The 22,048-nt window shown below is 60.5% G+C and carries 21 protein-coding genes and 1 tRNA gene; 16 read left to right on the forward strand and 6 right to left on the reverse strand.

Going from position 1 to position 22,048, the window contains the following annotated elements; translation table 11 throughout:
- Window positions 1-6 precede the first annotated feature (6 nt).
- Window positions 7-483: an SRPBCC family protein gene (locus tag TSA66_RS06755; RefSeq protein ID WP_040039489.1), complete on the reverse strand. Its 477-nt coding sequence runs from the start codon at window positions 481-483 to the stop codon at window positions 7-9.
- Window positions 484-724: 241 nt separating this feature from the next.
- On the opposite strand from TSA66_RS06755, the gene TSA66_RS06760 reads away from it, so the two are divergent.
- The gene (locus TSA66_RS06760) at window positions 725-1,192 is read left to right on the forward strand and encodes an energy transducer TonB (RefSeq protein ID WP_040039490.1); all 468 of its coding nucleotides are present in this window, start codon (window positions 725-727) and stop codon (window positions 1,190-1,192) included.
- Between the two features lie 57 nt (window positions 1,193-1,249).
- On the opposite strand, the gene TSA66_RS06765 is transcribed toward TSA66_RS06760, so the two are convergent.
- Window positions 1,250-2,386 (reverse strand): ABC transporter substrate-binding protein, encoded by a 1,137-nt coding sequence (locus TSA66_RS06765; protein ID WP_052452154.1) that lies wholly within the window; start codon window positions 2,384-2,386, stop codon window positions 1,250-1,252.
- A gap of 55 nt (window positions 2,387-2,441) precedes the next feature.
- Between TSA66_RS06765 and TSA66_RS26790 the strand changes: the two genes are divergently transcribed.
- Window positions 2,442-2,666 carry a hypothetical protein gene (locus tag TSA66_RS26790; RefSeq protein ID WP_157691625.1) on the forward strand — a complete coding sequence of 75 codons (225 nt, stop codon included), beginning with the start codon at window positions 2,442-2,444 and terminating at the stop codon, window positions 2,664-2,666.
- 51 nt (window positions 2,667-2,717) lie between these two features.
- On the opposite strand, the gene TSA66_RS06770 is transcribed toward TSA66_RS26790, so the two are convergent.
- Entirely contained in the window at window positions 2,718-3,326 is a 609-nt protein-coding gene (locus tag TSA66_RS06770) for a hypothetical protein (RefSeq protein ID WP_157691626.1), read from the reverse strand.
- Window positions 3,327-3,654: 328 nt separating this feature from the next.
- On the opposite strand from TSA66_RS06770, the gene TSA66_RS06775 reads away from it, so the two are divergent.
- The 6 genes from TSA66_RS06775 to TSA66_RS06800 all read left to right on the forward strand — a co-directional run bounded on the left by TSA66_RS06775 (window position 3,655) and on the right by TSA66_RS06800 (window position 8,421).
- Window positions 3,655-4,200 (forward strand): hypothetical protein, encoded by a 546-nt coding sequence (locus TSA66_RS06775; protein WP_232429421.1) that lies wholly within the window; start codon window positions 3,655-3,657, stop codon window positions 4,198-4,200.
- Between the two features lie 191 nt (window positions 4,201-4,391).
- Window positions 4,392-6,206, forward strand: coding sequence for an ATP-binding protein (locus TSA66_RS06780; RefSeq protein ID WP_040039491.1), 1,815 nt, complete (start codon window positions 4,392-4,394; stop codon window positions 6,204-6,206).
- A 251-nt stretch (window positions 6,207-6,457) separates the two neighbouring features.
- Window positions 6,458-6,760, forward strand: coding sequence for a DUF883 family protein (locus TSA66_RS06785; protein ID WP_040039492.1), 303 nt, complete (start codon window positions 6,458-6,460; stop codon window positions 6,758-6,760).
- Window positions 6,761-6,769: 9 nt separating this feature from the next.
- Window positions 6,770-7,171 carry a phage holin family protein gene (locus tag TSA66_RS06790; RefSeq protein ID WP_040042290.1) on the forward strand — a complete coding sequence of 134 codons (402 nt, stop codon included), beginning with the start codon at window positions 6,770-6,772 and terminating at the stop codon, window positions 7,169-7,171.
- 18 nt (window positions 7,172-7,189) lie between these two features.
- On the forward strand, window positions 7,190-7,552 hold the full coding sequence (locus tag TSA66_RS06795; RefSeq protein ID WP_040039493.1) for a hypothetical protein: 363 nt from the start codon (window positions 7,190-7,192) through the stop codon (window positions 7,550-7,552).
- A gap of 92 nt (window positions 7,553-7,644) precedes the next feature.
- Window positions 7,645-8,421: an OmpA family protein gene (locus tag TSA66_RS06800; RefSeq protein ID WP_084199384.1), complete on the forward strand. Its 777-nt coding sequence runs from the start codon at window positions 7,645-7,647 to the stop codon at window positions 8,419-8,421.
- 56 nt (window positions 8,422-8,477) lie between these two features.
- On the opposite strand, the gene TSA66_RS06805 is transcribed toward TSA66_RS06800, so the two are convergent.
- Window positions 8,478-9,272 carry a c-type cytochrome gene (locus tag TSA66_RS06805; protein WP_040039494.1) on the reverse strand — a complete coding sequence of 265 codons (795 nt, stop codon included), beginning with the start codon at window positions 9,270-9,272 and terminating at the stop codon, window positions 8,478-8,480.
- Window positions 9,273-9,465: 193 nt separating this feature from the next.
- Between TSA66_RS06805 and TSA66_RS06810 the strand changes: the two genes are divergently transcribed.
- From TSA66_RS06810 to TSA66_RS06825, 4 genes are all read left to right on the forward strand, one after another.
- Window positions 9,466-9,541, forward strand: a tRNA-Arg gene (locus tag TSA66_RS06810).
- A 1,029-nt stretch (window positions 9,542-10,570) separates the two neighbouring features.
- Window positions 10,571-11,512 (forward strand): plasmid replication initiator TrfA, encoded by a 942-nt coding sequence (gene trfA / locus TSA66_RS06815; RefSeq protein ID WP_052452156.1) that lies wholly within the window; start codon window positions 10,571-10,573, stop codon window positions 11,510-11,512.
- 660 nt (window positions 11,513-12,172) lie between these two features.
- Window positions 12,173-15,103, forward strand: a complete 2,931-nt coding sequence (locus tag TSA66_RS25425) for a PAS domain S-box protein (RefSeq protein ID WP_052452157.1) — start codon at window positions 12,173-12,175, stop codon at window positions 15,101-15,103.
- Window positions 15,104-15,228: 125 nt separating this feature from the next.
- Window positions 15,229-16,299 carry an AI-2E family transporter gene (locus TSA66_RS06825; RefSeq protein WP_040039495.1) on the forward strand — a complete coding sequence of 357 codons (1,071 nt, stop codon included), beginning with the start codon at window positions 15,229-15,231 and terminating at the stop codon, window positions 16,297-16,299.
- Window positions 16,300-16,384: 85 nt separating this feature from the next.
- On the opposite strand, the gene TSA66_RS06830 is transcribed toward TSA66_RS06825, so the two are convergent.
- On the reverse strand, window positions 16,385-16,618 hold the full coding sequence (locus TSA66_RS06830) for a hypothetical protein (RefSeq protein WP_040039496.1): 234 nt from the start codon (window positions 16,616-16,618) through the stop codon (window positions 16,385-16,387).
- A 389-nt stretch (window positions 16,619-17,007) separates the two neighbouring features.
- Between TSA66_RS06830 and TSA66_RS06835 the strand changes: the two genes are divergently transcribed.
- The 4 genes from TSA66_RS06835 to TSA66_RS06850 all read left to right on the forward strand — a co-directional run bounded on the left by TSA66_RS06835 (window position 17,008) and on the right by TSA66_RS06850 (window position 20,565).
- Window positions 17,008-18,327 (forward strand): PQQ-dependent sugar dehydrogenase, encoded by a 1,320-nt coding sequence (locus TSA66_RS06835; RefSeq protein WP_408639503.1) that lies wholly within the window; start codon window positions 17,008-17,010, stop codon window positions 18,325-18,327.
- A gap of 160 nt (window positions 18,328-18,487) precedes the next feature.
- Window positions 18,488-19,498, forward strand: coding sequence for a helix-turn-helix transcriptional regulator (locus tag TSA66_RS06840; protein ID WP_040039498.1), 1,011 nt, complete (start codon window positions 18,488-18,490; stop codon window positions 19,496-19,498).
- 133 nt (window positions 19,499-19,631) lie between these two features.
- Window positions 19,632-20,045 carry a VanZ family protein gene (locus TSA66_RS06845; RefSeq protein WP_040039499.1) on the forward strand — a complete coding sequence of 138 codons (414 nt, stop codon included), beginning with the start codon at window positions 19,632-19,634 and terminating at the stop codon, window positions 20,043-20,045.
- A gap of 175 nt (window positions 20,046-20,220) precedes the next feature.
- Entirely contained in the window at window positions 20,221-20,565 is a 345-nt protein-coding gene (locus TSA66_RS06850) for a hypothetical protein (RefSeq protein WP_040039500.1), read from the forward strand.
- Here the strand turns inward: TSA66_RS06850 and TSA66_RS06855 are convergent.
- Entirely contained in the window at window positions 20,562-21,530 is a 969-nt protein-coding gene (locus TSA66_RS06855) for a ChaN family lipoprotein (protein ID WP_084199386.1), read from the reverse strand. The genes TSA66_RS06850 and TSA66_RS06855 overlap by 4 nt on opposite strands.
- Between the last annotated feature and the right edge of the window lie 518 nt (window positions 21,531-22,048).

Genomic DNA, 22,048 nt, shown 5'->3' on the forward strand with positions numbered 1-22,048 from the left:
TAGGCCCTAGTGGCGCACCCGTTCCTCGATTTCCGCCATCACCGCCGCCACCATCTTTTTTACCTGCGCTTGCACCAGCGGCTGCCCGACTAGGGGCGGCAGGAAGAACTTCGGTGCCAGCTCGCCGGCATAGGTGATCAGCGTGCCGTTGGCGCCGGCCTGGGACGTTTCCGCCAGCGCCCAGTGCGCACGGTAATGCCGCATGTCGCCCGACACCAGCGCGACGTCGATGGCGGAAAACGGCTGCTCGTCGATGTGCACCACCATCTGCACCGAATGTGACATGAAGAGAAAGCCGGCCTGGCTGACTTGCTCGACCATGGCGTCATGCGGTCCGCGCGTCAGCACCTTCGAATGCACCAGGTCCGGCACGAACTCGGTCAAGTGCTCGTAATCGGTGAGCACCTGCCATGCCTGCTGCGGCGTCGCCGCCACGAACTGGCGCGCATTCAATTGAAACGACGGGAAACCGAGTCGGCTCATGCGGATAAGCGGTTGATGACAGGGCAAGATGCGCCTGGCGAAAATGCAGGCAGGGCCACCCCTGCAGCATAGGAAATGCGCCTCAACATGCAAGGCGCCCGTGCTAGTTGTAACCGTGCGTAAGAGTGCTTTTCGCTAGTTTTCAGTCTGGATTAAGTTGATACTGAAGAAGTTTCTTAGAAATAACTGTACCGCCCGCAAGAGGCTGGATCGGTTATCTCGTTGCGGAGGAGATCGTCCCATGAAAAGCAGGATCCTGTTTTGTCTGGCCACAGTGGCTCTGGCGGCATGTACCACGCCCGGCGGCGACGCCGGCAGCGGCAAGGCGGCCGACAAGGGGGCGCAGCGCGGCACTTCCGGTGCGCTCACCCTGGATAGCTACAAGCGCGACATCGCGCAGCGCATTACCCATAACAATGCCGTCAAGGTCTACAGCGGCCGGCCGCAAGCGCTGCTGCGCTCGGTGGTGGTGCTGCGGTATGTGGTCGATGCGCACGGCAATCTGGTCAAGAGCGACATCATGCGCTCCAACCGCGACCGCGAAACCGAAGCGACCGCGCTGGCGAGCTTGCGCAACAGCGCGCCGTTCCCGCAACCGGCAGCACACCTGCTGCGCCACGGCCGCCTGGAAATGTCCGAAACCTGGCTGTTCAACAACGATGGCCGCTTCCAGCTGCGCACCATCGCCGAGCCGCAGATGGATAGCTAGAAATGAAAATGCCATGCACTGCGACCGCAGCGCATGGCATCGGGAGAAATGCTTCGCTTAGCGCAGGAAGCGCCCGTCCTTCGAGATCACCGTCAGCTCGACATAACGGTGGCCGAGGTGGCTGTTCTTCGTGTAGTTGATGGTGAAGCCATCGTAATCCAACTTGCCCATGGTTTCGAGCGACTCGACCAGGCGTTCGCGCGTCAGGTTGCGTCCGGCGTGGCGCAAGCCGTCGACCATCACCTTGGCCGTGATGAAGCCGCCCATCGATGCGAACGACCAGTTCTTGACCCCCATCTTTTTCATCACTTGCTGGTATTCCTGCACGATGCGGCTGGTGGCCGAGAACGGGAACGGCGATGTCTGCGACACCACCACGCCCACGCCATCCTTGCCCAGCGCCTTGATCGCCGACTGCGACGCCATCACCGACAGCGCAAAGAACTGCATGCCCACGGCGCGCTCGTTGTACGTCTTGATGAAGTCAAACGAGGCCTTGCCAGCGGTGATCATCACGATCGCTTGCGGCGCCACCTTGATCAGCGAGTCGACCGCCTTGGCAGCGTCCGAGCCGGTATTGTCGATGCTGGCCGTGCCCGCCAGCTTCAAGTTGTGGGCCGCCGTGATCTGTTCCAGTGCGATCAAGCCTTCCTTGCCGAACGGGTTGTCCTGGTACACCACGCCGATCTTCGTGATGCCGCGCACCGTCAGGTGCTCGACGATCTTGGCCAGCTCGTCGGAATAGCTGGGGAGGGTGTGGAACACCAGCCGGTTGAACGGCTGGCGCACCAAGTTCGAACCGGATGCCAGACCAAAGTTGGGAATGCCGACTTGCTGGATGAGCGGCATGATCGCCACATTGGCCGGCGTGCCGAGCACGCCGAACAGAGCCAGTACCTGGTCTTTTTCGACCAGCTGCTTGACGTTCATTACCGCCTTTTGCGGGTTGTAGCCGTCGTCCAGGGCAATCAGCTTAATTTTGCGGCCATGGATGCCGCCTTGCGCATTCACGTAGTCGAAGTACGCCTTGGCACCGGCGCTCGCTTCCATGCCCAGTTCGGCCAATGGACCGGTCAATGACGTGGTCTGGCCCAGCAGGATTTCATCGTTGGTCACGCCTTGCGCAGATGCCTGCAGGCTGAATGCCGCGGCAGCGGCCAGCACCATGGTGCGAAATAAGCGGGAAATCATCATTTAGTCTCTCCGGAGGGGGCATGGTTTTTCTTATACAGATACGACCGTGCAATAGATGGAGGTAATTGTCAATAGGAAAAAGTTTCTAAACGACATGGTGCGGCGCGGCATGGCAACCGGAGAAATGGCGGAATTTCGGCTTGTCATTGCGTTATTGCTGCCTGCTGTAAAAACTGCCGCAGCCGGTTACACATTTTTACATTGTCAAAAAATCTTTTCTTTTCAGGCGCTTGTCAAAGCTTCAATCGGATCCTCCCCTGGGGACCGTCATCTTGGCTGAACGTGCATGCAGGCGCTGCATCCAAGCTGCTGCATCGATGATGTTGTTTAATTAACTTAAGGAGCCATTCATGAGGTCAAAAACTATTCGATCGCTGTCATTCGTCCTGGTCGCATCGGTGTCTTCGGTTGTGCTGGCGCAAACCTCTTCCGGCACGAGTTCCTCCACCGGTAGCGGTATGTCCAGCAGTTCCAACAAGAACGACGCCGGCACGTCGGGCAGCACCGGCACTTCCGGCAGCTCCGGCACCATGGGCAGCGGCGCATCCGGTTCGTCCTCATCCACGCCGAGCAGCTCGCCCTCGTCCAGCAGCGACACGTCCGGCAGCTCCGGCACCATGGGCAGCGGCGCATCCGGTTCGTCCTCATCCACGCCGAGCAGCTCGCCTTCATCCAGCAGCGGTGCTTCCGGCAGCTCCGGCACCATGGGCAGTGGCGCATCCGGTTCGTCCTCATCCACGCCGAGCAGCTCGCCTTCATCCAGCAGCGACACGTCCGGCAGCTCCGGTGCGATGGGCAGCGGCGCATCCGGTTCGTCCAGCACCACCACCAGCCCAGGCATGACCAGCGGCAGCCGCTCGCGCGGCGATACCTCCGGCGCCAGCGGCACCGACCAGCCTGCAGCTTCCGGCGCGGCTGGCAGCACCGATACGACCGCCACCGATCAGGCCCCGAAAAAGAAGACAGCAAAGAAGCATAAGAAAGCCAAAAAGTCACATAAGGCGAAGTCTTCTTCCGCACCGGCGGCATCCGACAGCTCTGGTAGCTCCGGTTCGTCCAGCACCGGCAGCGGCGCTGGTTCTTCCGGCTCGAGTTTGGGTAATCAACCCGGGAAGTAAGAGCTCTTTGGCATGCATGCAAAAAGCGGCTTGCGGGCCGCTTTTTTCATGAAAATTATTGTGTGGCGCGAACGACGCTGGCATGAATCCAGTTTGTCGGCGCAGGGCGAATCTGTTTAAATGGGAATATCCTCTTGGCACTGCTGAATCATGAATTCCAATTCCCGTATGCTGGCCGCCGCAGCCTATTCGCGCCCCTTTAAACTGTATCGCTATTCGCAGCGCCAATGGCTGGAGCGTTCGCTGCAGTTGGGCGAGTTTCGGCTGTGTCCGGCAGGGGAGGTGCAGGCCGCCACTTCTCATCAGGATCAGATCCTGCCGTTCGGTTCGCGTCGTTCCGCGCCGTCGACCAACTATCTGACGCTGAGCCTGGCCAACGCTTGGGATGACAGCTTGTTCGATACCTTTGCCGGTGCTGATTGCTGTCTAGTCATTCACCAGGCTGAAGAATTCGGCGAGCGCATCCATCGCGCGGCGCAGCGCGCATTGCCCAGCTGGGCCGGGATTGATGCAGCCGTTTCTTATGGAGTGCCGAGTCCCCTGGGCGGTGCCTTTTCCAAAGGCAAGCAGCAGGCAGCGGAAAAGGAGTGGCTGTTTGCCTGGCGCCCGATGCAGCCGGAGCTGCTTGCGCACCCGGTGGTGATCCGGATTGGCAGCATCGAAGGAATCGCCGAATTGCGAAGCAGGGCTGCTTGAGGGCTTGATCCGCAAATACGTCTTTTATGCCAGGCAGGCGCGCTTGCCGTAGCAATCAGAAATAGCTTTTGCCGCAGCTTGTTACTACACTGGCAAGAGCGACGAACGGTCGACCGGACGGCTGAGGGCGGTCGACGTCATCGCCCGTGCCATCCTGCGCTCACGCGGGCGCTCCATCGATAGTCAATGCAATGCAACTGAAGCTGCGTGCCTCCATCGTGCTGGCAGTCATCGTCGGTTTGCTGATTCCGGCATCGGTCATGAGCGTCCTTACGCTGCGCCAACTTGAAAGCGTGCTGACCCAGCGCCTGACCGCCGACCATCGCCGCCTGGCCAATATTCTCGCGCTCGGCATGCAAGAACCCTTGTGGAACCTGAGCTATGAGTCCGGCCGTCCGCTATTCGATTCTTTGCTCAGCGACGAACGGGTGTCGGCCCTGCGGGTGCGCGACAAGAAGTTCGGTACCTTTCTCGAACAGGAATATCCGGAGCGGCAGCGCGGACGTCAGTTCAGCCTGACGCGCGACGTCGTTTACAACGGCAACGTGATCGGCTACGTGACTGTCGAGATGGACAGCGGCCAGCTCGATGCGGAAGTCGCGCGCAATCGCACCTTTTTCGCAGTGACGGTGTCCGGGCAGTTGCTGTTGTCGCTGGTGTTGATCGTATCCCTGTTGCAGGCGCGGCTTCTGGCGCCGCTGCGTCGCCTGATGCGGGAATCGCAACGGCTGGCACGGCGCCAGTTGTCCGATCCCTTCGTGTGGCGCGGCAACGATGAATTGAGTAGCCTGGGTAGTAGCTTGGAAAGCACGCGTCAGGCATTGCAGGCGCTGTTCGATGAAATCGAAAGCAAGAACCGTGAGTTACAACGCGACATCGAGCGACGCGCTGCCACCGAACAGGAATTGCAGCGCCATCGCGGTCATCTGGAAGAACTGGTCAAGGAACGCACCACGGAATTAACGGTAGCCAAGGAGCGGGCAGAGGTTGCCAACCAGGCCAAGAGCGCATTTTTAGCCAGCATGAGCCACGAATTGCGCACCCCGCTCAACGCGGTGCTTGGCTACGCGCAATTGCTCAAGCGCGACGAGAATCTGACGGAGCGGCAAATTGCCAGTTTGAATACGATTCAGCAAAGCGGCGAGCACTTGCTGACCCTGATTACCGATCTGCTCGACTTGGCCAAGATCGAGGCCGGCAAGTTCGAGCTGTATGAAAGCACGCTCGACTTGCCGATGTTCCTTCAAGGTATTGTCGATATCATCCGCGTGAGGGCGGAACAGAAGGGACTGTCCTTCGTCTGCAGTGGCGCGGACCGGGTGCCGCACAACGTGATGGCCGATGAAAAGCGCTTGCGCCAAGTGTTGCTCAACCTGCTGGGCAATGCCGTCAAATTCACCGATCAGGGCCAAATCAGCTTGCGCGTGGACAGCGTACCGCTCGAGCCCGGACAGGTGCGGCTGCGCTTCGAAATCGGCGACACCGGCATCGGCATCCGGCAGGAGCAATTTGACACCATTTTCGAGCCGTTCGAACAGGTCGGTGAAGTGCAGCGCCGTTTTGGCGGCACCGGGCTTGGCTTGTCCATCAGCCGTCAGCTGGTGCGCTTGATGCATGGCGACATTCAGGTCAGCAGTCAGCCGGACAGGGGCAGCACCTTCAGCTTCGAACTGGCGGTCGCATTGGCCGAGCCCTCGGCCGTGGGCAAGCGCGGCGTAAACGGTTCCCACGGGAGCCCCCGCCAAGTGCTTGCTAGCACCGACAAGCCAGCCACACGCCACGCGACGCGGATGACCAGCCCGCCACTGCATGAAATGCAGCATCTGCACCAGCTCGCCTTGGCCGGCAACATGCGCGATATCCGGCACTACGCGCAACACTTGGCTGAACTCGACGAGCGCTATCGGCCGTTTGCCGACAAGCTGCAGGAGCTGGCGCGCGACTATCAATCCAAGGCAATTCTGGCGCTGGTCGAGCAGCATCTCGATCTGGACCAGACATCCTGAGGATGCGGCACCGCAGGTCGGGTGCACTTCCTCCCTACCAATTTCCGCTGTGCCTGACATGAATCAAGTAAATAGCCGGAGGCGTAAGTCACGCTGTGCTTGCTTGATGATGAATACTTTACATTAAGTAAATTACCTGAGATAAAGAGAGTATGCCCCCACGACAGCCGTGCTTGTCTCCGGGGGCCATCCCGCGAGTTACGCGTGTCGTGCCGGGTGCCGGCGCCGCGCTTTTTTAAAGGAGTATCGCCATGCTGAACTCGAACGTCAAAACCGCCAAAAACGACATGAAGACCTTGGTAAAGGATGCGCAGGAACTGTTTCTCGAAGCCGCTGCCGCCACTGGCGCGCAGGCCGACGAGCTGCGCAACAAGGGCTTGATGATGCTCGATGCCGCGATGGAAAGGGCACACGAAGTGCAAGCCATCGCGCTGGAAAAAGGCAAGCAAGCGGCGCAGACCACCGATGAATTCGTACATGAGCATCCGTGGAAGGCGATTGCCGTGTCGGCCGGCGTCGGCTTGCTGGTTGGCTTGCTGATTTCACGAAAGTAATTGCTGCACATGGATAGTCAATCATCCGGGCCGGGACAGGCCGGCGCCGCGCAGCCCGGTCTGGTTGCCGGTCTGGGCGGGATGGCAAAAAACGCCTTGGCCTTGCTGATAAGCCGGGTCGAACTGGCGGCATGCGAGCTGGGCGAAGCGCGTGACAATCTGGCGCGCCTGCTGCTGGTCGGCGCACTGGGCGTGCTTGCCTTGTGGCTCGGCGCGGCTTGCTGGACAGCGCTGATCGTCGTGCTGGCCTGGGATGCGCTGGGCTGGAAGATTTTGCTGCTGGTGGCCGCCTTTTATACCTTGCTGGCGCTGGCGATCCTGCGGCATGCGAGATCCATGCTGGAGCGGGACAAGCTGTCGATGCCGGCCACGCTGGCCGAGCTGCGTGGCGACCGCGACGCTTTGTTGTAAGTTGTGCGAGGAACTGTTGTGAAGCCTGCCGATCGCAAAAAGCAGCTCATTGCCGAAGGCCGTCTCTATCGTGCCGAGGTGATGATCGCCAAGGAAACTGTGTGCGCCAACCTGCAGCCGGAAACGCTGGCCAAAAATGCGATGACGCGCGTTGCCGTCATCGCGATGTCGCTGTTGCAGAAGCGAAGCGGTCTTGCTGCCTCCAGTGTGAATTTGCCGGCCCTGCTGCCGCTGGCACTCCGCGGCATTTCCGTACTGGCAAGGAAAAAATCCTTGCTGAAAGCATCCCTGATTGCCGGCAGCGTCGCCGGCACCGTTGCGCTCCTGATGAAAATGAAGCGGGCGGCTTCAGATCAGGAGCAAGACGATCCGAGCGGCTGATCGCGCAGCCAATTTATCGATTTGTAACTTGCCGAACTTACATCTTCCTCGTGGGTCCAATTCTCACTTTTTCACATCATGAGGAAATGTATATGCGCAATCGACTCAGCACGGCGTCCGACGCTTGCAAGCCAGCTTTGTCGGTACTGGTGGCAGTGCTTGCGCTTACCGCTTGCGCCAACATGAATGAGGTTCAGCGCGGAACCGCCACCGGTGCGGGCATCGGTGCAGGCGTGGGAGCGGTACTGGGTGCCGCTACCGGCGATGGCGGCGGACGCAGGACAGCCACGGGGGCTGCCATCGGCGGCGCGGCCGGCGCCGTCATCGGCAATATCTGGTCGGCCCGCATGGAGCAGCAAAAGCGCGCCATGCAGCAGGCAGCCCAAGGCACTGGCGTGCAAGTCACGCAGACGGCGGACAATCGCCTCAAGCTCGATATTCCGACCGACATCTCGTTCGACACCAACCGTTCCGACATCAAGCCGAACTTCCGGCCCATCCTGGACAAGTTCGCCTCGACCCTGGTCGAAAATCCGTACTCCAAGATCACGATCATCGGGCATACCGACAACACCGGCAGCGATGCGATCAACGATCCCCTGTCGGTCAATCGCGCTGCCCGTACCCGCGATTACCTAGCCGCGCGCGGCGTGGCATCCAATCGTTTCACCGTCGAGGGGCGGGGCTCACATGAGCCGTTGGTGCCCAATGATAGCGATGCCGATCGCGCGAAAAATCGCCGCGTCGAAATCTTCGTCGCCGAGTCGCAGGCAACTGCCCAGGCGCCACAGTCATCCGGCGGCGGGCCTGCGCCTGGGACTGGAACCCGATCCGGGGCCGGCGGCGGCTACTTGCTGCCGTCGCGATAAAGCGGGCATAAAAAAAGCCGACCCACAGGTCGGCTTTTTGGTTCGATGCAGCGCGTTTATTTCGCTGCTGCAGCCATGTAATCGACGGCAGCCTTGACTTCGTCATCCGAAGCCGACGCACCGCCCTTGGGCGGCATCATGCCGCTCTTGCCCTGGAAACCCTTGATGGCATGTTCATACAGGGTGGCAGAGCCTTGCTTGATGCGCGGCGCCCATGCTGCCTTGTCGCCAAACTTCGGTGCGCCTGCAACGCCGCCGCCATGGCAAGCCACGCAAGTGCTGTCATACAGCTTCTTGCCTGCATCGGCAGCCGCCGGAGCTGCTGCGCCGGCAGCGGGCGCACCCTTGACTTCCGGCTCCTTGAGCTTGCCGCCGGACTGGTTGGCCATGTAGACCACGGCGCGCGCGACTTCGACATCGTTCAGATCCGGGTTGCCGCCCTTGGCTGGCATGGCGCGGATGCCCTTGACGGCATGGTCGATCAGCGTCGATTCGCCTTGGGCGATACGGCCGGACCAGGCAGCGGCGTCGCCAACCTTCGGTGCGCCGGCAGCGCCGGTTGCGTGGCAGGCGGCGCATACGGCCTTGAATACGGCTTCGCCGGATTGCAGCTGCTTTGGCGCGCTCGCGTCTTTCAGTGTGTAGCCTTCATCGGCCACCGGTTGCAGACGTGCGGCAATCGCTTCCGGCGACTGGGCGGCCGAACCGGCGCCGACCTTGTCAGCATTGGATACGTACTGGACCAGCAGGACGATGCAGATGATCGGGACCAGAAAGCCGGCCACTACGGCAGCGATGAGCTGCTTCGGCGTTTTGATCGCGGATTGGTGTTCGTTGTGTGCGTCGCTCATTATTCCCTCAGGGCAATTGTCGAAACCGGTGGGCAGGTGCAGGAACTGGCTTGAATGCTGCAGCGCAATACCTTGCAAAACCCTTGATTATAGTCGGAAAGACCCCGGTTTGGAACGAAAAAAGCAATGGTTTGCATGGACGTCACGACAGAAAGACGGTATCCTTCATGCCTTCTTTTATGCATCCCTCTACGCGGCTGTAGCTCAGTGGATAGAGTATTGGCCTCCGAAGCCAAGGGTCGTGGGTTCGATCCCCGCCAGCCGCGCCATTCGATTCGATAACTCTTGACAGAAGTTATTGATCCTCGCTGTTTTTCCCCATTGTTTCGTCAGGAAGTCGTCCGGACTGGTTCTTCGATCTGGCCATTTTCGTCACGCGCTTCTTGTGCCTCGCGTTCACCGTTTCCGCTCTCCTAACGGCTTGATAGCCGTTGCTGCCCTTAGATAGTTGCAATAATTACAACCACCCCGATTTGGATGCTGCCCAAAACAGGCGCCGTTATGCCCACTATCGTTTTCCAACCGAGGGTGCAGGCGCATTAAAGGATAGATTAAAGACTGATTATGCATGTTAAAAAGTTCTGTAACCTATTGAAAACAAATGTTTTTTTCAATGCGTCTCACGCTCGAAAAACGCCCTGTCCGCGCTCGGCATACGAATCGTGCTCGCTTGGCATACGGTCCGTTCTCTCTGGAAAAACGATGCTCCACGCTTGAAGGACGACGGGTAGCCACGCGTGGAATACGATACTTGGCGGGCGATTTTTGCCATACGGATACCTTTTATCGCTCGAAAAACGATATTTCGGCTACCGCAATCGGAAAAATCACGCTGGAAATACGATAGCGAAGCCTCTCCACGCTCGGAATACGTGCCCCACCCGCGTGAAGCGTTGGATTGGCTGGCTTCGCAGGGGTTTTTTATGCTCGTGAAACCACGCTCGAACAACGATTGTCGGGCGAATTTCTGGAGCAAACTGCTTGCCACGCTCGAAAAACGAGGTTTCCCCCCGCTTTCTGCCTGTTGAACTGACCGTTGCGGGCCGTTGTAACGGGGCGCTTGGCTCTTCGCCACCATCCAGGCCTCGCTTGAAATACGAACCTGCCGCTGGCTAGCGCCGGAACCGGCTTTTCCACGCTTGAAAAACGTGTGTGTTGGCAAAAGCGGGGCGATTTTGGTTCCGCCATCTCGCTCGAAAAACGTGTGTCATCGCTCCAACAACGAGCCCCCACGCTCGAAAGACGAGTGGGGCCATGCTACCTTTGCCATCCGTCAACAAATCTGCCTGGAATCAGACATGCCCGCCACCGCCACCAAGCCCAAGTCGCTCAGCGAAGTGCTCCTCAAGATCGAGGCAACGATCGCCAACAGGAAGAAAAGGACGGCGGCCGGGCAGGCGGAAATGGCGTTTGGTGACGGCGATGGCGTGGCGGCTGCCGAGGTGCGCGGCGGCGTCGAGGATGCGTTGGACATCATCCAGCTGCCGCTGTGGGAAAACCAGGTGCGCGGCTTGCCGAACCCGCTGGCACGTTCGGCTCTGTTTAGCGTGGCGCGCCAGAACGAGCCGCGCCAGCATCTGAAGGAGCGACCGATCACCTCGGTCAAGGGCGTCGAAATTTTCTATACCGGGGAAGAGCTGCGGCAGGACGACGAAGACGTGTTCCTGAATCTGGTGCACCTGGCGCGCAGCCAGCCGCTGGGCCATGAAGTGTCATTTACCGCTTACTCGATGTTGAAGTCGATGGGCTGGCCCACGTCGTCGCCATCCTACGAACGGCTGCGCCTGTGCATTTTGCGGCTGACCGCCAACGCCGTCGAGATCCGCTTCGATGCCGGTTCCGGCAAGCGCGGCTACGGTGGCACACTGGTGCAGGAATTCACGTTCAAGGATGAGGAAGACCGGCACTGGAAAGTGCGCCTGAACCCAAAGCTGATCACGCTGTTTGCGTCTGACGCCTATACCCAGCTCGACTGGCGTCAGCGCCTGAAGCTGCGCTCGCCGCTGGCCAAGTGGCTGCACGGGTTCTACTTCACGCACCGCGAGCCGTTCGGCTATAAGGTCGAAACGCTCAAGGGGTTGTGCGGGTCGTCCGCGCACCAGCTTTACCACTTCCGCAATGGCTTGAAAAAGGCGCTGGACTTGCTGGTGGAAGAGGGATTTCTGAAATCCTGGCGCATCGATCCGGTTACGGACGTGGTCACCGTCCTGCGCGCGACGCGCTCCCAAGCTTTGCAGTAACACCGGCAAGGGCCGAAAAAAAACCCGCTTGCCTTGCGGCTAGCGGGTTGAAATCCAATTCAAGGAGAGTTGGAGGAGACAGATGCATATTACTGCGGTGCAGCAAACGTTTCCGCTTTATTGTGCGAATAACAGATATTCGCCATTTCAATAACTTGCTGCAAAAAGGCAAAAAAAAGCCCGGCACGCTTGTGGCGGGCGGGCTGTTGTCTCTCTCCATCCTGACGTGGATTTTTTATACTGCGGGCGAATATTACCCTATCTAGGGCAGAAATCGATGAATTTCCGCAGGACTCAAAAGGTTTCTCTTTAACATACTAACGGCTCGCAAGGTCATTGCTTTTTATATTTCTTAGTGGCAATTTTTCAGGTACGCTGTCTCGCACGCTTTCCTTGCTCCTCATGAGGGTAAGGAAATAGGCCGGGCGGTCGCCGTTTCATTCTTGCGCCTGCCCGTTATTGTCAGCAGACAGGTGCGTTTTCCGCGGAAGCGCAACCGCCGCGTGAAGCGAATAAATCGATACGGCCTTGACGCAAACCGTGCGCAGGGGCGGATATGCTTTCTTTCCATGGGAGACAGAGCGGGAAAGAAGTTTTGTGATCCGCACGAGCCGGAGCAGGGAAAGACTGTACCTGCACAGATGGCCGGAGGCTAAGAATATGAATAACTTGATTGCGCTCTCCGCAGACTATTACTGGGAACAGGACCCGGAATGTCGCTTTACGCGGCTGCAAGGCACGGGCGCACATTCCATTATTGCAGCCGATGACTTGTCGCAGGCGTTGGGAAAGGCGCCATGGGATATCGCGGGAATCGTGCCGCAGGATGCGGCCTGGACGGCGCTCAAGGAAATCGTCGCGCGTCGTGACATGTTTCGCGACGTTGAATGGCTATGGAGCGCCGGCGCCGCCGGCACTCGCTACCTCAGCGTAGCGGGTGAACCAATCTTCGATGGCGAAGGCCGCTTTGCCGGCTACCGGGGCATCATGCGCGACATGACCGCGCAAAAGAGCAGCGAAGCGGCACTGCGCCGCTTTCGCGCGGCGATGGATGCGTCGGGCGATCCGATCTTTCTGATCGACCGCGAAACGATGCGCATCATCGATGCCAACGACATCGCCTGTCATGCCAGCGGCTACAGTCGCGATGAACTGCTGACGCTGGGGCCGCCCGATTTCCTGCTGTCGGACCGCGCCGAGATCGAGCGCGATTTCGATGCCGTCATCGCGAGCGGGCAGGGCATGACCAGCGAATGCAGCGCGCGCGACAAGGCTGGAAATATCTATGTCTTCGAGCTGCAGCGGCGCGCCATCCGATTCGGCGAGCGCTGGGTGATTGTCACCATCGGCCGGGATATCACGCGCCGCAAGCGGGCCGAAGAAGCTGCAGTGCAACTCGGCCAGATGTACGCGGCCATCAGCGGCACCAACGAAGCCATCCTGCATGCACGCAACCCCGAGGAACTGTTCCAGCGTGTCTGCGAAGTCGCCGTGCACAGCGGCCAGATCGTTACCGCCTCGGTCCTGCTGCCCGACCCGCAGTCGGAGTGGGTGCGCGTGGCGGCGGTGGCCGGCTCCGGTGCTGAGACGCTACGCAGCCTCCACATCTCCTTTGACGAAAGCAAGCCGGAAGGGCGCGGCGTGGCAGGGCCGGCGTTTCGCACCCAAAAGGCATGCATCATCAATGATTTCCTTAACGATGAGCGGGTGCGGCCGTGGCGCGCCGCCGCCGGCAAGGAGCACGCCGCATCGTGCGCGGCGCTGCCCCTGATCCGTGGCGGCCAATCGGTCGGCGTGCTGCTGCTGTATTCGCGCGAAACCTATGCGTTCGACGATGAAATCGTGCAGCTGCTGGAACGCATGGCGCGCAACATCGTGTTCGCGCTGGACAATTTCGAGCGTGAAGTCGAGCGCCAGAAGGCGCTGGAAGCCTTGCGCGCCAGCGAAGAAAAATACCGCAGCATCCTCGAGAACATGGATGACGGTTACTTCGAGATCGACCTTGCCGGCACCTATATGGTCGTCAACGACGCGCTGTGCCGGCTGCACGGCTGCAGCAAGGACGAAGCGCTGGGGATGAATTACCGCGACTATATGGATGCCGACACGGCGCAAACAGTGTTCCGGGTATTCAATGAAGTATTCCGCACCGGTCAATCCGGCGAGCTGGCCGAATATCCGGTGTGGCGCCAGGATGGCACGCGCTGCGTGGCCCAGACTTCGGTGCAGCTCATCGTCGATGCGCGCGGCACGCCGACCGGATTTCGCGGCATCTCGCGCGACATTACCGCGCGCAGCAGGGCGCAGGAAGCGCTGCGCGCCAGCGAAGAGAAATACCGCTCGATCCTGGAGAATATCGAAGAGGCATATTACGAGGTCGATATTTCCGGCTGCCTGCAGATGTGCAACGAGGCATTCTGCCGCATGTTCGGCTACACCATGACGGAAGTGATCGGCCTGAACTACCGCCAGTACCATTCGCCGGACGAATCGATGTATGTCTTCGCCAATTTCAACGAGGTGTTCCGGACCGGCATCACGAAGAAGGGGATCGACTGGCGCCTGCTGCACAAGAATGGCGACATGGTCATGTGCGAGGGATCGATCCATCTGGTGCGCAATGCCTGCGGCGAGCCGGTGGGCTTTCGCGGCTTCCTGCGCGACGTCACCGCGCGCCGCGAAATGGAGGCGGCGCTGCGCGAGAGCGAAGAGCGTTTCCGCGACTTGACCGAACTGTCGTCCGACTGGTACTGGGAGCAGGACAGCGACTTCCGCTTCATGCAGATCAACGGCGACGTGCTCGGCAAGACCGGCATGGCGGCATATGACTATCTGGGCCGGACCTTGTGGGAGATGCCCTTCGAGAAGGTGCCGGCCGAACAGTGGATTGAGCACAAGGCGCGGCTGGCCGAAGGCAAGCCTTTCTATGAACTGGTGCTCAAGGCCGCCGGCGCGGACGGGGCGCTGCGCTACGTGAGCATCAGCGGCTTGCCGATGCTCGACGGCGACGGGCGGCTGATCGGCTACCGTGGCACCGGCAAGGACATCACCGAGCGCAAGGTGGCCGAAGAGCGCATCCGGCACCTCGCCAGCCACGACATCCTGACCTCGCTGCCGAACCGGATGATGTTCAACCAGATGCTCAGCCACCAGGTGCAGCAGGCGCGCCGTTATGGACGCCGGTTTGCGGTGATGTTCATCGACCTGGACCACTTCAAGGCGGTCAACGACAATTTCGGCCATGAAGCCGGCGACATGCTGCTCAAGGAAACGGCCAAGCGCCTGGCCGACAGCGTGCGCGCCAGCGATTTCGTGGCGCGCCTGGGCGGCGACGAATTCGTCGTGATCATCCAGGAAATGAGCGACATCGGCCAGCTGCGCTGCATCGCCCAGAAGGTCGTGGCGGCGGTGCGCGCGCCGCTGCTGCTGGCCGGCACGACGCACCATGTGACGGCCAGCGTCGGCATCTGCGTGTTCCCGGACCATGGCCTTGATGAAGATGCGCTGCTGAATCATGCCGACGCAGCCATGTACGAAGTCAAGCACAGCACCAAGAATGCATTCCAGTTCTATTTGCCGCACGATAGCTGAGTGCGGGCGCCGCATTTTCGCCGCACTCATTGTCGGGGCGGATAGGCAGGATTCCTGAAATAGGGCATGCTCTGCGGATGCGGCCGATGCGCCGTTGTGGAGTGATTTGCGATAGGGATGAAGCGATGCATTCTCGCGAGATGCAGCACAAGACATTTCTGCTGATGCTGATTGGGGTGACGATTGCCTTCGGCTGGATCATCTGGCCGTTTTACGGGGCGGTTTTCTGGGGCGTGGTGTTGGCCATCCTGTTTTCCCCCCTGTACCAGCGCCTGCTGGACAGGGTGGGCCAGCGCAGCAACCTGGCGTCGATACTGACGCTGATGCTGTGCCTGCTGGTCGTCATTCTGCCCACCACGCTGATTGCGATATCGCTGCTGCAGGAAGCCGTCACCGTATTCGAACGAATCCGCTCCAACCAGATCGACTTCGGCACCTATTTCCGGCAAGTCATCGATGCGCTGCCCGTCTGGCTGGTCAAGGTGCTCGACCGCTTCGGTTTCGCCCAGCTGGCGACGCTGCAGGAAAAGCTGGCCGCCAGTGCGGCGCAGGGCAGCCAGATCGTGGCCAAGCAGGCAGTCAACGTGGGCCAGAACATGCTCGACTTCGTGATCAGCTTCGGCATCATGCTGTATCTGCTGTTCTTCCTGCTGCGCGACGGCAAGATGCTCACGGCGCGCATCAAGCAGGCGATCCCGCTGTCGGCCGCGCACAAGCATCAGCTGTTTGATCGGTTTACGACCGTGATCCGGGCCACTGTGAAAGGCAATATTGTCGTCGCCGTGGTGCAAGGGGCACTCGGCGGTGCCATGTTCTGGTTTCTTGGCGTGCAGGCAGCGTTGCTGTGGGGCGCGCTGATGGCTTTCCTGTCGCTGCTGCCGGCCGTTGGCGCCGGTCTGGTGTGGGCGCCGGTGGCGATCTATTTCTTGCTCACCGGCGCCATCTGGCAGGGAGTGACGCTGATCCTGTTCGGCGTGTTCGTGATCGGGTTGGTCGACAACGTGCTGCGCCCGGTACTGGTCGGCAAGGATACCCGCATGCCCGACTATATGGTCCTCATTTCCACCATCGGCGGCATGGCGCTGTTTGGCTTGAACGGCTTCGTGATCGGGCCGGTGATTGCCGCGCTGTTCATCGCCGCCTGGGATATGTTCGCCGTCGAGCCCGACCTACACCATGGCGATGACGGCCGCTGAAGTCGTGCCCCTGCATGCCGCTCGGCTGCTGCCGGAACGTTGCCGGCGCTGCAGTCTCCCTTCTTCAGTGTGCAGCGGGGACGGGTTAGGGCAGCGCTTCTTCTTCGCGCAGCCAGTCGAATAGCTGCTGCAAGCCGTGCTGCGAGATTTCGATGGTGCCCGAGGCGGTGCTGCCGCCATCCGTGTTTTGCCTGATCTGAATCTGGATGGAAGCCCTGTTTTCAGGGGGTAAAGTCACGATCAGTTGTTCGGTGCCGCCGTCGGTCGCATTCTGGACTACGGCCTTGCCAAGCTCCACTTCATGGAATGTCGATTTCATGCATTTCTCCGCGCGACGTTGATCTTTATTTATAGATCAATTGCCTGGCATTTCGAGTCGGCGCCGCATCTAGAAGGATGATCTTTGATTACCGTCAGCCGGCATTTGCGCAATCGGAAAGCGCAGTGCCCTTGCCTCAATGTAGTTAAGAAATAGGATGTCTTGAAAGATAGGGTTACGCTCGAACTCGTGCGCCTGGAAAATACGGGCAGGCACGTCTCTTCGGCCTCACTTCCCGGCGTGCATGGCTTGAGCTTGCGCATCGTGGCGGCACCGCCGCCCTGTTAGATTGATCCATGACTGTGGGGGAGCGGCGGGCGCGGTGCCGGTTGCGCTGCTGGCTAGACCCGTTCCATTCTCTATCCTGATTCCAACGCGAGGGAGCCATGATGCGCGCATATCCGCCGCTGCTTGCCGGCATGCTGACTGTTCTGCTTGTCGGTTGTGGCGACGTGGCCAAGCTGCCGGTGGAGTCCGGGATCGGACCGCAGCCAGCCCTGCCGGAGCCGACGGTGTCGCTGATTCCCACGGTTCATGTCGCCAAGGCCACCGGATGGCCGGGCGGTGCCATGCCGCAGGCTGCCCGCGGTTTTGCCGTCAACGCGTTTGCCGGCGGCCTTGACCACCCGCGCTGGCTGTACGTGCTGCCCAACGGCGACGTGCTCGTCGCCGAAACCAATGCGCCGCCCAAGCCGGAAGACGGCAAGGGTATCCGTGGCTGGTTCATGAAGCGCTTCATGCAGCGCGCCGGCGCGGCCGGCCCCAGTGCCAACCGCATCACCCTGCTGCGCGACGCCGATGGCGACGGCGTGGCTGAAACGCGCAGCGTCTTCCTGCAGGGCCTGAATTCGCCGTTCGGCATGGCGCTGGTGGGCAACGATCTCTATGTCGCCAATACCGATGCCATCGTGCGCTTTCCCTATCAGCGCGGGCAATTGCGCATCAGCGCAGCCGGTACCCGGATCGCAAGCCTGCCCGCCGGTCCGATCAATCACCACTGGACCAAGAACCTCGTCGCCAGCCGCGACGGCCGCCGCCTGTACGCGAGCATCGGATCCAACAGCAATGCGGCGGAAAACGGCATCGACAGTGAAACCGACCGCGCCGCGATCCTCGAGGTCGATCCGGCCAGCGGCAGCACGCGCGTGTTCGCCTCCGGCTTGCGCAATCCGGTCGGCATGGCATGGCAGCCGCAGAGCGGCGCACTCTGGGTCTCCGTCAACGAACGCGACGAACTCGGCAGCGACCTGGTCCCCGACTACATGACATCGGTAAAGGACGGTGCGTTCTACGGCTGGCCCTACAGTTACTACGGCCGCCATGTCGATACCCGCGTCAAGCCGCAGCGTCCCGACCTGGTCGACAAGGCGGTGGTGCCGGACTACGCGCTGGGCGCGCATACCGCGTCGCTGGGGCTGACGTTTTATGAAGGCAGCCTGTTTCCCGCGTCATACGCCGGTGGCGCTTTCGTCGGCCAGCATGGCTCATGGAACCGCAAGCCGGCCAGCGGCTACCGGGTCGTGTTCATTCCGTTTGTAAACGGCAAGCCGGTCGGCATGCCGGAAGACGTACTGACCGGATTCCTGAGCGAAAAGGGCGAAGCGTTCGGCCGTCCGGTCGGCGTCGCCGTCGACCGCCGCGGCGCATTGCTGGTCGCCGATGATGTCGGCAATACCGTGTGGCGCGTGACGCCGGCCGCACCTAAATAGCGTACTGTGCCAAGCTGGAAATGCACGCCAATTGAGGCAGCTCCAACGGCGTGAATGAATCGCGCACTAATCGACTAGCGGCAATCTAACCAGCTTTCCGGCTACCGTCGCCTGGCGGGATTCATTGCCGCCCGCGCCGGCTGCTGTGGAGGAGAATGCTGTGAAAGCCTTCGCCCGCGCCCTGGCGGACCTGCATCACATCGCAAGCGCCGCTTCGATCCAGGAATTCCCCGCCGAGGCAATGCGCCTGCTGCGCAAATGGATCGCTTTCGATGGCGCGGTACTGGGCATGGGACGCGCCGAACCGGTGCCGCAGGCAACGCTCGAGATTGCCGAAGCCTATGTGCACAACAGGGCGCCGTGCATTCTCGACGATTATGCCGAGGTGTCGGCCGCCGACCCCATTACGCACGCCTTCCTCGACGGGCTGGTTGCACCCTTGCGCTGCGACTGCCGCAGCCTGTACGCCAGCCGCGCGCTCGACGCGCTTGCAACGTTTTCACGCAGACACGACCTGCACCACCTGATGATCTTTGGTGACGCGCCGCTGGCGCAGGCGCCGGCACGCTGGCTGGTCATGTACCGTGGTACCGCTTTGCCATTTAGCGCTGGCGATGAGCAGCGCCTGTATGCGCTGTGGCTGCACCTGGACATTGCGATCAGCGCCAATTGGCACCACGCGCTGGAGCGCATCGCATCCGACCGCACGGCAGCGGCCAATTCCCCTGCCGATTCCGCCACGGCGGTGACTGGCGCCATGCGGCGCGCCCTGGCACTGGCAACGAAGCATGGCGCCATTCTCGCCGCCGATCCCCTGTTTGTTGCGCTAATGCGCAGGGAATGGCCGGACTTCCAGGAAATCAGCCTGCCGCAGCCGGTGCTCGACAGCTTCCTGCAGCGGCAAGGCTACCGGGGAAAATGCATCGATATCCAGTTTGCCGGATACGCCGGATGCATTGCCTGCAGCGTCAAGCCAGTTGCGCCGGCACGCCTGAGTCCCGCCGAAAACCGGGTCGCCATGCTGTTTTCGGCTGGGATGAGCCAGAAGGAAGTGGCGCGCGCGCTCGGCGTATCCGAGCATACGGTGCGCGCGCAATTGAAAAGCGCGTATGCCAAGCTCGGTGTGCATGACAAGGCGGAACTGACCCGCTATGTCGTCCTGAACTCGTGATACGGCGTGCCTGCCGTCATGTTGTTTGGGCAAGCGCAGAGCCGCCTGCGCAGAACGGTGATACAAGCTACCTTTCCGTCTTTAACCGGCGTGCGCTGCGCACGGCACACGCCACTTCATTTCAGGCAAAGACATGCGTTCTCTCCTTGCACGGCTGATGTCCGATCCGCGCTATCGCACCTTAGCGTCGCGCGCTGCCTTCCTGCTTTATGCCGCAGTGATCGTGGGCGGGTCGATTCCCGGTGCGCGCGCCGAAGTCGGTGAACTTGCTTCCGGCCTGACTTTGCATCTGACGACGTATTCCGTCATCGCCTTGCTGCTGTTTTGCGGTGCGCAAGGCAGCTCATCGCACAAGGCATGCAAGTCGTTCCTGCTCATCGCCGCCATGGGCGCGGTCGACGAATGCGTGCAAAGTCTTTTCCCCTACCGCGGCGCCAGCCTCGTGGATTGGTTCGTCGACCTCAACGCCGGCTTGTTCACCACGGCGATCCTGTGGTTGATCTGGCCAAAGGACGAGATTGGCGAGAAGTCGACCTCGCTTTCCTGAAGCGGCGCTGGGTGCCTGCCGCTATTCCGGATGCTGTTCCGGCACTAAATGATGCATGCGGGAACTAGTTGTCGGCCGCCTGTCTAAGCGTGCACCTCGCCATCGTCGATGCATCTGGCACGTCGCTTGCATTTTTCGAATGACGAGGCAACAGACACCACAGGAAAAGCACAAATTGTATTCATTAAAAAACATCCGGCGCATACGCGGCTTGGACGGCTCTGGCGTGACGGCATCGATTTACCGCGGCGGCCTGCGTGTAGGCTGGGTGCAGATCCCGGCTGATGGTGGTGCCGCCTTGTTCACGTTTGACAGCGATGGCGACCGCGCGCCGTTTGAAGAATATGTCGAGCACTGGTGGGACACGTCGCAAACGCAAGTGTCGTTTGAACTTACCGCTGTCGAATTTGCCCGCGCCACTCCCGGCTTCACGCCGCGCCTGCATGCAAAACTGAAATATTGGGTCACTGCCCTGGTCGGGGCCGCCACCCAAGTAAGGAAATTCAGCCCGGCTCCCTAATCCGGCTGCCTGAGCGCCACTGGCGCCGCCGACTGCGCTGGAATCGTGTCGCATGGATCGTCCGAACGCGACACGCGTGGCGTAAACCACACGTAATCGAACGCCGGACCCAGCGGCCCGTTCGCATAAGTGGCAGGATTTTGCGCCGTATCCACCTGTACCATTCCCACCGATAGCAGCACCGCCTTGGGCGCCCGCGCCGCCATATAGAGCGGGACTGCCATATCGCGGCGTGCATGGCCGTCGCCGACAATGGCCACCGCGCCTGCGTCGGCGAAACGCAACATCGTGTCCGCCATGACGGCGTCGCGCGCGCGTTGCGCCTTGGCGACCGCGTCGACGGCACGTCGCGGCAGCTTGCCGCAATGGCCGTCATCAATATCCTTGACCAGCTGCGCCTGGCGCTGCGGCGTCCATACGGTTTCCAGCGCCAGGCGCTCACTCTCGCCGGGACCAAGCGCGCCAAATCCCTGGCGCGACACCACCCGCAATTCTTCGCGTGACAAGTTGGCTGCTGCCACTGGCAATGTGTATTGCAGCGCCAGGCGCAGCAACGGTTCGTACGCTTGCCATTCCCATCCTTTGCGCATCAGTTCGCGCAACGCCTTGAGCTTGTCGCTGTGCGGCAGGCCGCTTTTAAGGATGGCATCCAGCTTGCCTTGCTGGTCGCGGTCGTACTGCTCCATCACCAGTGCCGGGCGCCTGCCGCGTTGCACGATTTGCGCCAGTAGTGTTGCCTGAATGTCGTGATGCGTCTGGTTGTCGTGAATTTCACCCAGCAAGACGAAACGCGCCTCGGACGCCTGCTGCGCCAGGACGGCGGGATCGACGAAGCGTTGCTCCGATGCTCCCCACACCTTGCCGATGAGCGGATGCCGTGTACGGTCCTCGCCCAGATGGGCGCAGGAAGCGAGTCCTAAAGCAAGCATGGCCATCCCCACAAACCTTCCAAGCAGGCGTGGCATCCTATTCCTTTATAAAAATAACTAATTAGCAATATTCCAATGGCTAGGAAAACTTCTTCCATTCTCGGGAATGCTAAAGCAAAGGTATTTCTAATCTGATATTAAAAATAACGGCTCAATATCCGTCGCGGCTACGGTGGTCTTTGCGGTTTGAAAATTGATACTTGGCGCCCCGCTGGTTACATTATTCATCCAAAAAACAGAGGAAAAAAATGACTTATCTCACGGGCGGGGAAGATTCAGTAGCCGCCAATCGTGGCATGAATGGCACTACCGTCCCCCAATTCCTCCCCCGGCCAGTCCGTCACGCGGCCACGACTGCTGGAAGACGGCGTGAGCGAGTTATGGCGCGAACGGGCGAATCGTCTTTAGGAAATCGGCGCCAGCCAGCAAGGTTAGAAATAATGCTGACTGTCGCCAAAGTAAGCGCTTCCTTTGGCGATCCGCACGGCCCTATCTTGGCTCGGCTGAAAGGCCCGACGCCTGCCGCTCCAGACTAAAAAGTCCACCCGGAAATT

It is taken from the genome of Noviherbaspirillum autotrophicum (genome assembly GCF_000818395.1).
Classification (GTDB): domain Bacteria; phylum Pseudomonadota; class Gammaproteobacteria; order Burkholderiales; family Burkholderiaceae_D; genus Noviherbaspirillum; species Noviherbaspirillum autotrophicum.

Coding starts and splice junctions, on each gene's coding strand:
- TSA66_RS06755 (WP_040039489.1), bottom strand. CDS start 483: ATGAGCCGACTCGGTTTCCCGTCGTTTCAATTGAATGCGCGCCAGTTC.
- TSA66_RS06760 (WP_040039490.1), top strand. CDS start 725: ATGAAAAGCAGGATCCTGTTTTGTCTGGCCACAGTGGCTCTGGCGGCA.
- TSA66_RS06765 (WP_052452154.1), bottom strand. CDS start 2,386: ATGATGATTTCCCGCTTATTTCGCACCATGGTGCTGGCCGCTGCCGCG.
- TSA66_RS26790 (WP_157691625.1), top strand. CDS start 2,442: ATGGAGGTAATTGTCAATAGGAAAAAGTTTCTAAACGACATGGTGCGG.
- TSA66_RS06775 (WP_232429421.1), top strand. CDS start 3,655: ATGAATTCCAATTCCCGTATGCTGGCCGCCGCAGCCTATTCGCGCCCC.
- TSA66_RS06780 (WP_040039491.1), top strand. CDS start 4,392: ATGCAACTGAAGCTGCGTGCCTCCATCGTGCTGGCAGTCATCGTCGGT.
- TSA66_RS06785 (WP_040039492.1), top strand. CDS start 6,458: ATGCTGAACTCGAACGTCAAAACCGCCAAAAACGACATGAAGACCTTG.
- TSA66_RS06790 (WP_040042290.1), top strand. CDS start 6,770: ATGGATAGTCAATCATCCGGGCCGGGACAGGCCGGCGCCGCGCAGCCC.
- TSA66_RS06800 (WP_084199384.1), top strand. CDS start 7,645: ATGCGCAATCGACTCAGCACGGCGTCCGACGCTTGCAAGCCAGCTTTG.
- TSA66_RS06805 (WP_040039494.1), bottom strand. CDS start 9,272: ATGAGCGACGCACACAACGAACACCAATCCGCGATCAAAACGCCGAAG.
- trfA (WP_052452156.1), top strand. CDS start 10,571: ATGCCCGCCACCGCCACCAAGCCCAAGTCGCTCAGCGAAGTGCTCCTC.
- TSA66_RS25425 (WP_052452157.1), top strand. CDS start 12,173: ATGAATAACTTGATTGCGCTCTCCGCAGACTATTACTGGGAACAGGAC.
- TSA66_RS06825 (WP_040039495.1), top strand. CDS start 15,229: ATGCATTCTCGCGAGATGCAGCACAAGACATTTCTGCTGATGCTGATT.
- TSA66_RS06830 (WP_040039496.1), bottom strand. CDS start 16,618: ATGAAATCGACATTCCATGAAGTGGAGCTTGGCAAGGCCGTAGTCCAG.
- TSA66_RS06835 (WP_408639503.1), top strand. CDS start 17,008: ATGCGCGCATATCCGCCGCTGCTTGCCGGCATGCTGACTGTTCTGCTT.
- TSA66_RS06845 (WP_040039499.1), top strand. CDS start 19,632: ATGCGTTCTCTCCTTGCACGGCTGATGTCCGATCCGCGCTATCGCACC.
- TSA66_RS06855 (WP_084199386.1), bottom strand. CDS start 21,530: ATGCCACGCCTGCTTGGAAGGTTTGTGGGGATGGCCATGCTTGCTTTA.